This window comes from Streptomyces chromofuscus, from assembly GCF_015160875.1.
Taxonomy (GTDB): Bacteria; Actinomycetota; Actinomycetes; order Streptomycetales; family Streptomycetaceae; genus Streptomyces; species Streptomyces chromofuscus.
In genome coordinates this window covers 119,911-134,866 of record NZ_CP063374.1, presented here as the reverse complement: position 1 = coordinate 134,866, position 14,956 = coordinate 119,911, and the positions used below count along the sequence as shown (strand labels likewise).

Below are 14,956 nucleotides of genomic sequence, written 5' to 3'. Positions count from 1 at the left end.
GGTGTGTGGTGGCGGAATGCTGGGGTGGGAGTGGGTAGGGGATGACCGCGAGGTGGATCATGGCCGCGCTGGTATCGGTCAATGTGGGACTGCCGAAGGACGTGCCATGGCGCGGCCAGACCGTTCACACGGGCGTGTGGAAGGAGCCGGTGGCCGGGGCGCGGATGGTGCGGCGGCTGAACATCGACGGTGATGGTCAGGGTGATCTTGCCGGTCATGGCGGGGAGATGCGCGCGGTGCTGGTGTACCAGCTCGACTCCTACGACTACTGGGCACGGGAGCTTGGCCGCACCGACCTGGGGCCGGGGCATTTCGGTGAGAACTTCACCGTGGACGGGCTTGCTGACGACGAGGTGTGCATTGGTGACCGGTACCGGATCGGCGGTGCTGTGTTCGAGGTCAGCCAGCCGCGCGTCACCTGTTATCGCGTCGGTCTTCGCCTTGGTGAGCCGCGGATGGCGGCGCTGCTCGTCGCGCACCAGCGTCCCGGGTTCTACTTCCGGGTGATCGAAGAGGGCGAGGTCGAGGCCGGGCAGGAGATCGTCAAGGTGGCCTCCGGCCCGGAGGGGATGTCTGTTCGGGAGATCAACGGGCTGCTGTACCTGCCGGGGCACAGCCGGGAGCAGGTCGAGCGGGCGTTGAGGATTCCCGCCCTCAGCCCGGGTTGGCAGGCGTCCATGCGTGCCCTGCTCGACCAGGCGGGCGACGACACTGGACCAGGCGGTGGGAACGCGGGCCTGACCGGTGGTGCCGCGCCACCGCCGGCATGGCGGGGGTTCCGGCCGCTCACCGTGACGGGGATGCAGGCGGAGAGCCGCAGTGTGCTGTCCCTGACCCTGGCCGCTCCGGACGGGCAGCCACTGCCGGCCGCGCTTCCGGGCCAGTTCATCACGGTGAAGGTTCCGGCGGACCCAGCAGGCCTACCGCTGGTGCGCAGCTACTCCCTGTCCGGTGCACCGGGTACAGGCAGTTACCGGATCAGTGTCAAGCAAGAAGCCCATGGTGCCGCAAGCGGCTATCTCCATGCCCACGCCGCCATCGGCAGCGAACTCGAGGTGGCGGCCCCCCGAGGCACTTTCCGGCTGCACGAAGCGGCGGGCCCGGTGGTATTGATCTCCGCCGGGGTAGGGGCCACCCCGCTGCTCGCCATGCTGCATGCCCTGGCCCGGTCCGCGGCCCAGCGGGAGGTGTGGTGGCTGCACGCCGCTCGTGACGGTGCCGAGCACGCGTTCGCCGCGGAGGTCCGTGAGCTGCTGGCGGCGCTCCCCAGCACCAGGTGCCGGATCTTCTACAGCCGGCCCCGGCAGGACGACCGGCAGGGCATCGACTACACCGAAACCGGCCGGCTCACGCCCGCACGCATCGCGGGCCTGGGTCTGCCGTCGGACGCCGACGTGTACCTGTGCGGACCGCAGGGTTTCATGGACGCGACAGCCGCTGCGCTCCGGCAGGCGGGTCTGGATCCTTCACGGGTGAGAACCGAACTGTTCGGAGCACAGGCAGCCATCACGCCGGGCATCGCTGTGCCGGTGACGGCCAAAGCCCCGCATCAACCCGTCGGCGAGCCCGGCACAGGCCCGGACGTGACCTTCGCCCGGAGCGGCCTCACAGTGCCCTGGCAAGCCCACCGCGCGAGCCTGCTGGAGTTCGCCGAGGCCTGCGACGTGCCGGCGCGGTGGTCCTGCCGCACGGGCGTTTGCCACACCTGCGAGCTGCCCCTGCTTTCGGGGACGGTCGCCTACAGCCCGGACCCGGTGGACCCCCCGGCCGAGGGCAACGCCCTGATCTGCTGCTCCACCCCGGCACCGGGCACGGACGAGGTCGTCCTGGACCTGTGAGCGCACCTTTCGCGCCCGCAACCGGCCCCGCAGGCGAACCGCCGCGACACGTTGGCCGAGGTTACCTACGACCACGCACCCACCCAGCGCGTCACGCTCGGTCCAGTAGTGCGCGGGCATCCGGCGGGAGTTCCTCCGTCCTCTCCCCGTGGGGCGGACTCTCGCCACAGTTCCTCAGCCACCTAAGCGCGGATGAACTGGTGGGCGGAGCGACAGGGGTCGGCGCACGCCGCACGCTGAGCTGCCCGGCGGACGGCGTCCCGAGACCGTGGTACGCGCCGCGGCTCTACGCCCGGCCGGCGAAGTCGACCGCTCACCGGCGGGTTCCCGATCTGGTCCAGAACCGGTACACGGTCTTGAGGTTCGCCGCAGGGCGGGGGTGCTGCCAAGACGCACAAAAAGGTGGGGACGACCCCGTCAGCCGGTGGTGTCGTCCTCCTCCACCGGAGGCATCAGCGCGCGCAACCAGCGTTCGGTCTGGGCGACATGGGCCTCGGCCGCGCCCGCCGCGGCGCCCGGGTCGCGGTCGGCGATCGCGGTGGCCAGCACGCGGTGGTCCGCGTCGCTCCTGCGCCGCAGCTCCGGGCCCTCGGGCAGGGTGAAGACCTGGTACTTGCGGGAGCGGGCCCGGAAGACGGCGAGCAGCGAGGCGAGGGTGGGGTTGCCGCCCGCCCGGGCGATCTCGGCGTGGAAGCGGTGGTCGAGTTCCGAGGCCTCGGTGGGGTCCTCGGTGGCCTCCATGGCCTCGATGAGGGAGAACAGGGTCCGGATCGTCTCCGGGGTCGCGCGGGCGGCGGCCTTGGCCGCGACGTGGGCCTCCAGTACCCGCCGGATCTCGTAGAGCTCCAGCAGGCCGGGCAGCGGCAGGAGCTGGAGGGTCAGCGAGAGGCTGCCGATGAGGTCCTCGGGCCTGAGCTGGGAGACGTAGGTGCCGGAGCCGTGCCGTGGTTCGATCACGCCCAGCGCCGCCAGCATGCGCACGGCCTCCCGCAACGAGCCGCGCGAGACGCCCAGTTCCTCGCAGAGGTCCGCCTCCGGCGGGATGCGTTCCCCGGCGCCCAGACGCCCCGTCGCGATCATGTGCCGTAGGCCGTGAAACGCCCTGTCGACTGCGGACATCCGATGCCTCCCCATCACGGACCGGCGGCGCCGCCTGCCCTCGGTGCACTGTAGCGAGCCGAGAGATCAGATGTCTTTCGCGTATCAGCTGGAAGTCATCCAACATCTCTCGCTGCAGGGGTCTTGTCATGGCTGGAAATGGCATGCCACCATCCCGAGTCATCATACGTCTTGACGCGAAGATCTGACGTCACCCGCTCCCCGGGGACGTCGCCCAGCATTGCCCGGACTTGGATGGGAGTCATGTGAGCGACACCGAGGTCACTACCGCACCCCGCCCCCTGCTGCTGGCCGACGGCGAGCCGGCGGCGCGGGCGTGGTCGCTGAACCCCGCCCTGCGGCACCTGAACCACGGCTCGTTCGGAGCCGTCCCACGGGTGGCCCAGGAGCGACAGCTCGAGCTGCGCGCGGAGATGGAGAGCGCACCGGTGGTGTGGTTCCCCGAGCTGCCGCGGCGGCTCGCGGCGGCCCGCGTCGACCTCGCATCCTTCCTCGGCGTGGACCCGGACGACCTCGCCCTGGTACCCAACGCCAGCGCCGGCGTGAGCGTGGTCTACGCAGGGCTGCCCGCCCGCGACGGCGGGGAGATCGTCGTCACCGACCACGGTTACGGCGCCGTGACCATGGGCGCCGAACGTCTGGCTCGCCGCTGGGGCGGCCGGGTCCGCACCGCCAGAGTGCCGCTGGACGCCGGTGCGGAACAGGCGTACGAGGCCGTGGCCGCCGAACTGAGCGACGCCACCGGCCTCGTCGTCGTCGACCAGATCACCTCGGCCACCGCCCGCAGGATGCCGGTGGAGCTGATCGGCGCGGAGACGCGGCGCCGCGGTATCCCGCTGCTCGTGGACGGCGCCCACGCGCCCGGTCTGGTCGCCTCCCCGCTCGACGGGCTGACGTGCGACTTCTGGACGGGCAACCTGCACAAGTGGGGCTGCGCGCCGCGCGGTACCGCCGCCCTGGTGGCCCGCGGGCCGCTGCGGGACGGCCTGTACCCGCTGATCGACTCCTGGGGCGCCACTGACCCCTACCCCGACCGCTTCGACCAGCAGGGCACCGTGGACGCCACCGCCCAACTGGCCGCGGCGACCGCGCTCGACTTCATCGGCAGCACCTGGGGCTGGTCCACCGCCCGCCGCTACATGGACGACCTGGCCGATTACGCCGAGCGCGTCGTGGGCGCCGCGCTCGCCGACCTGACCGGCGCGGACGCCCGGGTGGACGTCGGCATGCCCGTCCCCGGGATGCGGCTGGTGCGGCTGCCGGACGGCCTGGCCGACACCCGGGTCGCGGCCGACGCGCTGCGCGACCGGGCCGCCGGGGAGCTGGGGGTGGAGGCGGCCTTCACCAGCTTCGGCGGCGTCGGCTATCTGCGGCTGTCCGCCCACGTCTACAACACCGCCGAGGACTACGAGTACTTCGCCGAGCGCTGCGTTCCCGTCCTCGGCGAGTGGGCCCACGCGGCCCGCGAGAGCCGCGCCTCCTAGCGGCCCCACAGCCCGCCCCCGCGAACCCTGCACGAGCAAGGAAGAGGTCAGCACGATGAGAAGAAGGACGGCAGCTCTCGCACTGGGCACGGCCGCCGCGATGGTCCTGACCGGCTGTTCCACCATGAGCCCCGGTGAGAGCGGGACGGTCACCCTGAGCATGGTCGAGAGCCTGACCAACCCGGCCCGCACCGACCTGATCGAGGAGCTGATAGCCGACTTCGAGCGGCAGAACCCGAAGATCAGGGTCAACCTCGTCTCCCCGCCCACCGAGCAGGCGGACCAGAAGATCCAGCAGATGCTCCAGTCCGGCAGCGGCGTGGACGTCCTGGAGGTAAGGGACATCACGGTCGGCCCGTGGTCGAACAACGGCTGGCTGTACGACATGAAGAAGGACCTCGCCGATTGGAAGGGCCGACAGGCACTGACCGACAACGCCGTCGAGGCCTCCGAGGACGGCGAGGGCAGGACGTACTTCGTCCCCTACGGCTTCTACGGGCTGAGCCTCTTCCACCGCACCGACCTCATCGAGAAGGCCGGCTTCGACAAACCGCCGGCCACCTGGGAGGAACTGCTGGAGCAGGCGTCCGCCATCCACGACCCGGCCGAGCGCCGGTACGGCTACGCCTTCCGGGGCGGGGCCAACGCGCACAGCAACGCCACCGCCGCCATCGAGGCGTACGTCGCCGACCGGATCGACCCGGCCAACGGCTACCTGCTGAAGGACGGCAGCACGATCTTCTCCGCGTCCGAGGCGCTCGACGCGATGGAGACCTACCTGAAGCTGTTCCAGCGGGCGTCGCCCAAGTCGTCCGTGGCCTGGGGCTACCCGGAGATGGTCGAGGGCTTCTCCAACGGCTCCACCGCGTTCCTGCTCCAGGACCCCGAGGTGATCGCCACGGTCTCCGCGTCGAAGGCGATCGAGCCGGGCCAGTGGACCACGGCACCGCTTCCGGCGGGACCGAGCGGCAAGACCGTGCAGCCCCTGGCCACCGCCGGGTGGGGCGTAGCGAAGGACAGCAAGCACAAGGCCGAGGCCGTGAAGCTGGTCGAGTTCCTCTCCGAGGGGAAGGCGTCGGCGGCCTTCACCAAGAAGAACAGCCTGGTGCCCATCCTCAAGTCGGCCACCGAGGACGACTTCTACCGGACGGGCCCGTGGGCCAGCTACGTCACGATGACGGAGAACCCGGACACATACCAGGTGGTCACCCAGCCGCGCGGCGTCGCCTGGTGGGCCGAGTGGCAACAGCGGGCCGACAAGGACGTGCAGAGGATGGTCCTCGGCAAGCTCTCGCCGAAGGACCTGCTCGCGGGCTGGGACGCCTACTGGACCGAGAAGTGGAAGAAGTAGCCATGCCCGCCGCTTCCACCGGATCCCCGGCCACCGCCCCCTTGAAGTCGTCGGCGCCCCCCTCCGGCTCGGGCGGCGCCCCGCGTCGCCCAGGTGCGGCGGGGGGCCGCCGCAGGCGGGAGTTCACCACCCGGCGCGGTCTGATCGTCGCCGCGTTCATGGCACCGGCCGCGGTCTTCGTGGCGATCTTCACGTACTACCCGATGATCGCCGGAAGTCAGATGGCCTTCCGGAACTGGAACCTGTCGGACCTGACCGACACCTCGTGGGTGGGACTGAAGAACTTCCGTGACGTCTTCACCGACCCCGCCTGGGGCACGGTGGCCGGCAACACCCTGCTCTGGGTGGCCGGTTCGATCGTGCCTCAGCTGGTGATCGGGTTCGCGATCGCGTTGTGGCTGCGCCGCCGGTTCCGCTTCCGCGGCCTCTACCAGGCGCTGATCTTCTTCCCCTGGGCGATCTCCGGATTCCTCATCGGCATCCTGTTCCGCTGGCTGTTCAACAGCGAGTTCGGCGTCGTCAACGACGTGCTGCAGCGGACCGGGCTGATCGACGAGCCGATCGCCTGGCTGGCCGACCCGCGAACGGCGATGGTCTCCGTGCTGATCGCCAACGTCTGGTACGGCGTCACCTTCTTCGCGATCATGATCCTGGCCGCGCTGCAGTCGGTCCCCGACGAGCTGTACGAAGCGGCCGCGCTGGACGGCGCAGGCAAGGCGCGCACGCTGTTCCAGGTCACCATCCCGTACATCCGCACCACGCTGGCGCTCACCGTGCTGCTGCGGGTCATCTGGATCTTCAACTTCCCCGACCTGATTTTCGGCATGACCGGGGGCGGGCCGAACGACGAGACGCACATCGTGACGACCTGGATGATCAAGATTACGCAGCAGGGCGACTACGGCAAGGCGTCCGCGCTGGGCCTGCTGGTGGTCGCGGTCCTGCTGGTGTTCGCGGTGTTCTTCCTGCTGGCCACGCGTGAGAGGCAGGCCACCGGCGGCCGGGGCGCGGGCCGGCGGGGCGCCGGAGAACGAGGGGTGTGGGCATGATCGGCAAGGAAACGACGGCCGGGCGGGCCACCAAGTTCACGTTCCTGGGCCTGTGGCTCCTCTTCTCCGTCTTCCCCCTCTACTGGATCGCCGTCACGTCGCTGAAGGCGCCCGGCGACATCTTCTCCTTCCCGATCGCCTACTGGCCCGAGCGGTTCTCGCTGGAGAACTACCGGGGGCTGTTCGGGAAGGCCGACTTCGGGACGTACCTCGTCAACAGCCTGGTCGTCGCGACCGTCGCGGGCGCGGTGGCCACGGCGATCTCCACGCTGTCGGCGTACGTGCTGGCGCGCTTCGAGTTCCGCACCAAGTCCGCGCTGCTGATGGCGGCCCTCGTCACCCAGATGATCCCGTCCTTCATCGCGCTGGGACCGTTGTACCTGCTCATGACCGATCTGCGCCTGGTCGACAACCGCCTCGGGCTCGTCCTGGTCTACATCGCGGTGTGCGTGCCGTTCTGCACGGTGATGCTGCGCGGCTTCTTCGAGAACGTCCCGGACGCCCTCGAAGAGGCCGCGATGATCGACGGACTGTCCCGGTTCGGGGCGCTGGTGCGGGTGCTCCTGCCGGTGATGCGCCCCGGGATTGTGGCCGCGTTCATCTTCAACTTCGTCAACTGCTGGAACGAGCTGTTCCTGTCGGTGACGCTGATGAACAGCGACGGCACCAAGACGGTGCCGACGGCCCTGAACGGCTTCATCTCCAGTTTCAACATCGACTGGGGGTCGATGTCGGCGGCGGCCGTGCTCACCATCGCGCCCACGATGATCCTGTTCGCCTTCGCCAGCCGCCACATCGTCCAGGGCCTCACCTCGGGTGCGGTGAAGGGCTGACGGCAGCGGGCCCGCAGTCCGCGAGGTCCCGTCGGTGACGCCGGCCGGAGGTCACGCGCCCCGGCCGGCCTCCCCGGCCATCCGCTCGGGCGGCCCCGGCAAAACTCCTACCAGGTCGGGTCTGCCGGCGGCATGCTGTCATCGCCCCTTCCCCCGGAACTGACGCAGCCGTTGAAACACCCGCCTCGGCCGCGCCCGCTGCGGCAATCAGGCCGCGGTTTCTCCAGGTATCGCGCACCCCGGCTCAGGACCTTTGATGCGCCGACCGGCGGAGAGGTCGGCCGAGCTTCATGACGTAACCCGCGTGGTGCAACTCGTCGCCCTGGAACTCTCCGTAGGCCCGGAAGCCGAGGTCGTCCAGATAGTCGATGCGGTCGCCGTCAATCCAGTACCGGCCCTGATAGGCGTGCGGGCGCCCGCCCCGGGTCGGTCGTAGCGGCCATCGGCGGTGAGCTCCTGGTGCAGGAAGTCGGTCTTGTCGATCCAGATGCCGGCCCGCGGGCTGCCGGTCGGGTCCTCGGCTGCCGGGATGCCCGACTCCGGAGCGGTGGCCCGGCCGGGCACGTCGGTACCGGCCCACAGGACCGGCCGGCCGGCCGCGACGAGTGAGCGCACCTGCTCCGGCCGGTACATGAGCGTGGCCAGGGCGCTCGGCACGTCGGCGGCGAGCTCGTCGGGCACCACCAGGAAGTCGGTGATGTTGCCCGGGGTCAGGGTGGCGACATACTCCGAGCGGCGGCCACGGCCGCCGGCCAGTGCGACGGTGTCGACGACGGCGGGGGCAAGGGTCATGCCGGTGCAGTCGACGACGATGGCGTTGTCGTCCTCCGCCACGGTGATGATGCCCGGGCCCACACCCACGAGCAGGGAACCGACGAACAGGAGATCGGCGCCGGTCATGGTCCCGATCAGCGGGTCCATCGTCAGGATGCGGGCGTTGGTGAACAGGACGGGTCGCCCCTCGTCGTTGGAGAGGATCTCGTCGAGAGGGCCTTGGGGTTCCAGTCCATGGTGTTGGTGTCGGTGATGCTCATCGCATGCGCCTCAACAGTGTCGGATCATCGGTACGCCCGATACGCGAAGTGAGCGCCGGTGCAGGTTCGAGGCGGGTGTTCGGCCGCTACGACGGTTGTCTGATCACCAGGTTCGTCGCGCGGTCGAATCGGAACCAGGCCGCCGTGTCCCCAGGTGCGCGGCACCCACAGTCGGTAACGCCGCAAGCTCAGCCGGGCGATCCGCTATGTCATGGACACCGGATGCAAGGGGCGGGCTCCATCTGCGGATTTCCCGCCCTTGCGCATTGTCTGGGGGTTGATGGCTCGCTGGGCCGCGGCCGGGATCATCGGGCAGATTCCTGACCAACTCGCCGGGCGGATCCGCCGCGACATGGGCCAAGGCTTCCGGGCGAGTTGATGGTCATCCCGCCGACCTGCACGACGCCGCAGCCGGCAAGGAAGTCCTCTTCCGCCTGCGCCTGATGCACCCCGAAATCCCGATCGTGTGGGCCGAGTCCGCCTACGCCGGGAAGCTCGTCTACTGGGCGAGATCAAGCCGGTCAGCCGTCGGGCGCCGCCGTCTGAGCCCGACGGGTAGCACGGTCGATCTGTCGAGCAGTTCGCTGACGTGCAGGGGTGCCAGTGCCGTCAGGTGCAGATCCGCATCGGTGGCATCCCGGCTCGACCCACGGCCGACAAGAGGCGGTCTCGGCGACGACGACAAAGAGCTCTTCGTCGTACGAACGCGCCGCGTTCCGGGACCGTCTCGCGTGACATTCCCCTACTCCGTCACATGTCCATTCGCCTGGGCCTCCTCGGAGTGTGCGAGGGCGTACCCGACTCTGCTTGTGGGCGCTTCAATCCCGCGCCCGAGGTGGTATGGCTGGACAGGTCCAGCCGATTCCAGCCGAGCTGCTTTCGATCGCCGTCGCATGTCAGTCGGAGGCGAGTGTGTGCCCCGCCGGGGCTGATCCTCGACGCTCACGACTTCGGCGTCGTCAGCCGCGGCGAAGTAGCCGATCGTCGTGAGGAGAATCGGGCGGGGTATACCTCCATGGGATGGCCGGGACGGTCTGCGCCGAGCCCGGACGTTGCTGGGGCGGTGCCGACCAGGGAGACAGCCTTGCGAAGGCGAGTCACAGGTCGCGCAGCATGAGAGGTTTTCTGCTCTCCGAAGAGCACACAGGGTGGGCCCCGCCGAGCCCGCACGTTCCCCTCTTCACCGCTCGCGATCGCGTCAGCGGTCCGCGCTTTTCTTTTGGCGGGGTGTGACGCTGAGAGCAGGCAAGCGGACAAGTACGCGGCCCCACGGGTGTCCGGCATTCACATGGCCGTTAAGGGCCAAGCAGCAACTTCCCTGCAGTCGGCTCGGATTCGACGCTCCACCCTGCGCCTGTATCAGGACCCTTGGGGCGGCGATGCCGACCGCCCACGCAAGAGTCGGGCCAGTCGTCGTGGGCCGACGGCCCACGGTGACGTCCCGTGCCCAGGGCCGGCCCAGCGATGTCATCGACGAGGGCCACGTACGGCTGGGGGGTGCTCGAAGAGTACGACGAGAGCCCCGGCAGCTTGCTCAGATGCATCATCTTCATCTCGTGTGGTCGGCTTCACTGTGTGCTCGATACCCGTCCGTCGCGCACCTGTCCTTGACAGGGCGCGCAGACCGAATCGAGGTCGAGGAGTTAGTTTAACACTCAACTAGCTGACCGATCTCGGGGCCCATACCTCGAGCGGTACGGCGACCTCCGGGGCCGAGCCGCGCCGGCTCGACTGTCACCGTCGCCGCCCACCCCGTCTGGAAGCCGACAGAATCGCGAACGACCTCGAAACACGGACTGCCTGGAAGAGTTGAAGTCGCAGTCCTCCACGCAGGCGCTCGGCCGACCATGTAATCGCCCCACACGTATTGAACGTCAGTGCCGAATTCTGGCTCTTTTGTGCCAACCGTTTCGGCCCACGACCGATCGCTGCTCGTTTCCGTGTCGTCGTTGCGACATGGCTCAGTTGTGCCAAGCCGGATCAGTGACAGGTTCGGTCGCCGCGGCGGATTATTCCGAAGGTTTTATGAACCGCAGTTGTACGAGAGGTTTGCTCGTAGCGTGGGGCGCTTACGCGAACGGGATCCTACGAGGCGTGGACCCCGCACGATCGCGTCCGAAAACGTCACACCGTCGACACACTCACGTTCCCGACAATGCGTCATGGCAGCCACTTGCAGACGCCTTACCCGAACGCGGGATGACAGAGAGGCCGGAAACAGTAAATGAGACGCATTCGTCTTTGGGCGGTGATATCGGCGTCGGCACTGGCGGTAGCCGGTGCCATCGTGCCCGCCGCGGCGCAGGCTCCATCGGGGTCTTCGACAGATGCGCCGGTGCCGCAGGACCGCACGACCACCGTGCGGCTGATCACCGGCGACCGGGTCACTGTCACTGACGCGCCGAACGGGAAGAAGACAGCATCGGTGCAGCGTGCACCGGGCCGGGAGAAGGTCTTCTTCCAGATCGTCGAGAGGGACGGCGCTTTGACGGTGCTGCCGTCCGATGCGGCGATGCTGGTCCGCACGGGGCAGCTGGACAGGGGGCTCTTCGACATAGAGGGCCTCGTCGTCCAGGGATACGACGAGGCACACACCGACGCCCTGCCTCTGATCGTGTCCGCGCCCGAGGGCTCGGCGCGTGCGGCGGTCAAGAAGGTGGACACACTCGCCGCGTTCCACGACAACTCCACCCAGCCGCGCCGGCTGCCGAGCATCGACGCCCAGGCGCTGCGCGTCGGCGAACAGGACCTCGCTGCGTTCTGGAAGCACCTCGTGCCCGCGGCGGATGCGTCCTTCGCAAGTGCGGCGGCCGTAACCCCGAAGGTCTGGCTGGATCGCAAGGTGCGTCCCACGCTGGACCGCAGCACCGCGCAGATCAACGCGCCGGCCGCATGGGCCGCCGGTCACCACGGCGAAGGCGTCAAGGTCGCGGTGCTCGACACCGGTGCCGACCAGACGCACCCCGACCTGGCGGGCCGAGTGAGCCAGGCAAAGGACTTCAGCGGCAGCGGTTCGACCCAGGACCACTTCGGCCACGGTACTCATGTCGCCGCCACCGCAGCCGGCAGCGGCGCTGCTTCCGGAGGTCTGCGCAAGGGTGTTGCCCCCGGCGCCGATCTCCTGATCGGCAAGGTCCTCGGGGACAACGGCTTCGGCAGCGAATCCCAGGTCATCGGAGGCATGGAGTGGGCCGTGGCGCAGGGCGCCAGGGTCGTCAACATGAGCCTAGGCTCGTCGGGCCAGACCGACGGGACCGATCCTATGAGCCTGGCGGTGAACGACATATCCCGCAGCAGCGGAGCGCTGTTCGTAGTCGCCGCGGGCAACGACGGCGAGCTGGGCGATATGACGGTGGGATCTCCTGGTTCGGCCGACGCCGCACTCACCGTCGGCGCCGTCGACAGCGACGACAAGCTGGCCTCGTTCTCCAGCCGCGGTCCGCGGTTCGGCGACAAAGCCGTCAAGCCGGACATCACGGCCCCGGGTGTCGGAATCGTCGCCGCGCGCGCCGCCGGCACGACCATGGGCGTACCGGTCGACGACTACTACACCGCGGCGCGCGGTACGTCCATGGCCACCCCTCACGTGGCCGGCGCTGCGGCACTGCTGGCCGGGCTGCACCCCGACTGGACGGGTCAGCAGCTCAAGGACGCCCTGATCAGCACGTCCCGTACGGTGTCCGGCCAGACGCCGACCGAGCAAGGCGGCGGCCGGACAGACGTCAAGTCGGCGTTCAGCTCACCCGTCACCGCCACCGGCACGATCACTCTGGGGTCGTTCGCAAGTGACGGGGCCCCGGCAGGTCGAGCCGGTGTCGTCAGGTACACGAACCACGGTGACACCGAGGTGTCGCTGAGCCTGCGTGCCGCGCTGACGACCAAGGAGGGCAGGCAACTGCCCGCCCAGGGCCTGGCGCTGGGTGCGGACACGGTCCGGGTCGCCCCGGGGGCGACCGTCGAAGTGCCGGTGGACGTCGACCCGGCGAAGGCGGGCCGGGGATCCTACTACGGCTACGTCACTGCCACGTCCGCCGAGGGTGTGTCGGTGCACACCACAATAAGCTTGATGGTGCGCGGTCCGATGCACAAGGTCACCACCGAGTCCTACGGTCGCGACGGAGAACCAACGGCGTGGGCGCTCTTGGACGTCTTCGGCGGGGACACCGAGGTCCAGTTCACGGACTGGGGGGTCGCCGAGGTCGAGGAAGGCACGTACCAGGTCGCCATCACCGTGGTGGAAGGCGGGGGCCCCACCGGCGTCCGGATAGTCCAGGTCATCGAGCCCGAGGTGAGGGTCATCAAGGACACGACCGTCATCCTGGACGCGCGTAAGACCAAGGTGGTGCGCGTGAGCACCCCCAAGCCCGCCGAGCGCCACAACAACTTGACGTACCAGATGTACCGGAAGATCGACGGGGTCGAACAGACCGTGGGTATCTACTACGGCGAGGGAGGTGAGGCCGTGGACCTGTACGTGAACCCCACGTCCGAGGTCACCGAAGGCGCCTTCGAGTTCAACTCCCGCTGGGAGATGACCGCTCCCGACCTCAGGACCGAGATCCGCGGCGCGGACCTCGACCTCGACCCGTACTACCTCCCACTGTCGACGCCCTTCGATTCTCGAGGTGAACAACTGGTCGCCGTGGACGCGGGGACCGGGGACAAGCCGGATCTGCGACCGGGCACCGTGCGGGGCAAGATCGCCGTGGTCCGCGACGTCGACCCCGACACCACGGACTGGTACGAGTTCGCGGGTACCGCCGCGAAGGCCGGGGCGAAGGGTGTCGTGATCGTGATGCCCGAGGGATACCTCGCGTGGACCCGTTGGAAGCCGATGGACACCCGCTCCGCCATCCCGGTGATGAGACTGGCCGCGGCCGACGGCGCGAAACTGCTGGAGTACATGAGGAAGCGCACGGCCGTCGTCAAGGTGTCGGGAACCGTCGAGAGCCCGTACCTGTACGACATCACGGCGCGATGGCAGCAGATCCCGCAGGACGTCACGTACACCGTCTCGGACCGCAACACCGCGCAGGTGAAGGCGTCCTACACCAACAACGGGCCACTTCACTGGACGGCCGAACAACGCTTCAGCTGGCGTCCCTACACCGAGATGGCCTGGGAGACGTCGCGCTGGGTACCGACGGGCAGGACCCGCACCGAGTACGTCAGTTCTGGGGACACCCGGTGGATGCACTACGTCGACTTCATGACCGGGCGCGAAGTGTCCTACGGCCACGCGCTGCTGTCGGGTCTGCGTGACGAACCGCGCACCTTCAAGGCGGGCGAGAAGGCAGCCGAGGACTGGTACAGGGCCGTTGTACGGCCGTCCATCCCACGCGGCTGGAGCCGTCCCGCCGTCCGGGACGGCGACACCCTCAGCCTGTCGATCCCGGAGTACACCGACGCGGCCGCCGGCCACTGGGGCCGCAAGCAGGTTCCCCTCCCCGGCACAGACATCGGCGCAAGGAAGGGATCCCCTGGGACGATGGACGATCCGTCATACCTCCACGGCGACACCGTGGCGGCGGCTCTCTACCGCAACGGCAAGAAGGTGAGCGATACCGCAGACGCCTGGACGAACTTCTCCGTCCCCGCCGGCGCGGCCGACTACCGGCTGGACCTGACGACCGAGCGCGAGAGCGAGTACTGGCAGACCGGCATCAGAACCTCCACATCCTGGGCCTTCCGCTCCGACACCACGGCCAAGGAAACGCTGCTGCCGCTCCTCCAAGTCGACTACGACGTCCGCGCCGACCTGTGGAACAGCGTCCGTGGCGGGAAGCGGCACGACATCGACCTGACTGTCCGGCACCAGGACGGGCTCCCCGCCCCCACCGGGGTCAAGCTGAAGGTCGAGGCCTCCTTCGATGACGGCCAGAGCTGGAAGGGGCAGGTCCACATCAAGGACCGGGGCCACAACCGGTACGCAGCGACCATCGAGTGGCCGGGCAACCATGGGCAGGGCGGGTATGTGACCCTGCGGGTCACTGCCACCGACCAGGCGGGCAACTCGGTACGGCAGACCGTGGAACGGGCCTATCTGCTCGGCACGTGAGCACCGGTCTTCCCTGATCCAGGCGTAGGCAGCCTCCTCCGGTTTCCGCAAGGGGGCCGGAGGAGCGGACGACCACAGGCAGCGGAACCTCTCCGGCGGCCACGGTCCTTGGGACCCGATCCGGGACCGGCGCCGCTGCCCGGTGGTCGGTTCCGTGGCCGTGACGTGGGCGCCGGGCAACGCCCACGTC

Annotated in this window: 7 protein-coding genes and 2 pseudogenes; 7 read left to right on the top strand and 2 right to left on the bottom strand. The window is 69.0% G+C overall.

The annotated features are described in order from the left end of the window. Positions 1 to 59: 59 nt before the first annotated feature. Complete coding sequence (locus IPT68_RS00495) at positions 60 to 1,838, top strand: MOSC and FAD-binding oxidoreductase domain-containing protein (protein WP_189697697.1); 1,779 nt, start codon at positions 60 to 62, stop codon at positions 1,836 to 1,838. 417 nt (positions 1,839 to 2,255) lie between these two features. Here IPT68_RS00495 and IPT68_RS00490 read toward each other — a convergent pair whose 3' ends face one another. Continuing rightward, entirely contained in the window at positions 2,256 to 2,957 is a 702-nt protein-coding gene (locus tag IPT68_RS00490) for a FadR/GntR family transcriptional regulator (RefSeq protein WP_189697698.1), read from the bottom strand. 245 nt (positions 2,958 to 3,202) lie between these two features. On the opposite strand from IPT68_RS00490, the gene IPT68_RS00485 reads away from it, so the two are divergent. From IPT68_RS00485 to IPT68_RS00470, 4 genes are read left to right on the top strand one after another with little or no spacing between them, the layout of a single operon-like run. Further along, positions 3,203 to 4,441, top strand: coding sequence for an aminotransferase class V-fold PLP-dependent enzyme (locus IPT68_RS00485; RefSeq protein WP_189697699.1), 1,239 nt, complete (start codon positions 3,203 to 3,205; stop codon positions 4,439 to 4,441). Between the two features lie 55 nt (positions 4,442 to 4,496). After that, entirely contained in the window at positions 4,497 to 5,792 is a 1,296-nt protein-coding gene (locus IPT68_RS00480) for an ABC transporter substrate-binding protein (protein ID WP_189697700.1), read from the top strand. Between the two features lie 2 nt (positions 5,793 to 5,794). Continuing rightward, positions 5,795 to 6,841 (top strand): carbohydrate ABC transporter permease, encoded by a 1,047-nt coding sequence (locus IPT68_RS00475; RefSeq protein ID WP_189697701.1) that lies wholly within the window; start codon positions 5,795 to 5,797, stop codon positions 6,839 to 6,841. After that, positions 6,838 to 7,674 (top strand): carbohydrate ABC transporter permease, encoded by an 837-nt coding sequence (locus IPT68_RS00470; RefSeq protein ID WP_189697702.1) that lies wholly within the window; start codon positions 6,838 to 6,840, stop codon positions 7,672 to 7,674. Before IPT68_RS00475 ends, IPT68_RS00470 begins: the two co-directional genes overlap by 4 nt. A 244-nt stretch (positions 7,675 to 7,918) precedes the next feature. Here IPT68_RS00470 and IPT68_RS33675 read toward each other — a convergent pair. Further along, positions 7,919 to 8,307: pseudogene (locus IPT68_RS33675) on the bottom strand (Atu4866 domain-containing protein). Positions 8,308 to 8,886: 579 nt separating this feature from the next. On the opposite strand from IPT68_RS33675, the pseudogene IPT68_RS00460 reads away from it, so the two are divergent. Together IPT68_RS00460 and IPT68_RS00455 are read left to right on the top strand one after the other, a co-directional pair. Further along, positions 8,887 to 9,220 (top strand): annotated as a pseudogene (locus tag IPT68_RS00460) (IS5-like element IS4811 family transposase); the annotation flags it as partial. 1,712 nt (positions 9,221 to 10,932) lie between these two features. Beyond that, entirely contained in the window at positions 10,933 to 14,766 is a 3,834-nt protein-coding gene (locus IPT68_RS00455; protein WP_189697703.1) for a S8 family serine peptidase, read from the top strand. Positions 14,767 to 14,956: the final 190 nt, after the last annotated feature.

Excerpts from the sequence above, each read along its gene's own strand:
- IPT68_RS00495 (WP_189697697.1), top strand. The coding sequence starts at position 60 with ATGGCCGCGCTGGTATCGGTCAATGTGGGACTGCCGAAGGACGTGCCA.
- IPT68_RS00490 (WP_189697698.1), bottom strand. The coding sequence starts at position 2,957 with ATGTCCGCAGTCGACAGGGCGTTTCACGGCCTACGGCACATGATCGCG.
- IPT68_RS00480 (WP_189697700.1), top strand. The coding sequence starts at position 4,497 with ATGAGAAGAAGGACGGCAGCTCTCGCACTGGGCACGGCCGCCGCGATG.
- IPT68_RS00475 (WP_189697701.1), top strand. The coding sequence starts at position 5,795 with ATGCCCGCCGCTTCCACCGGATCCCCGGCCACCGCCCCCTTGAAGTCG.
- IPT68_RS00470 (WP_189697702.1), top strand. The coding sequence starts at position 6,838 with ATGATCGGCAAGGAAACGACGGCCGGGCGGGCCACCAAGTTCACGTTC.
- IPT68_RS00455 (WP_189697703.1), top strand. The coding sequence starts at position 10,933 with ATGAGACGCATTCGTCTTTGGGCGGTGATATCGGCGTCGGCACTGGCG.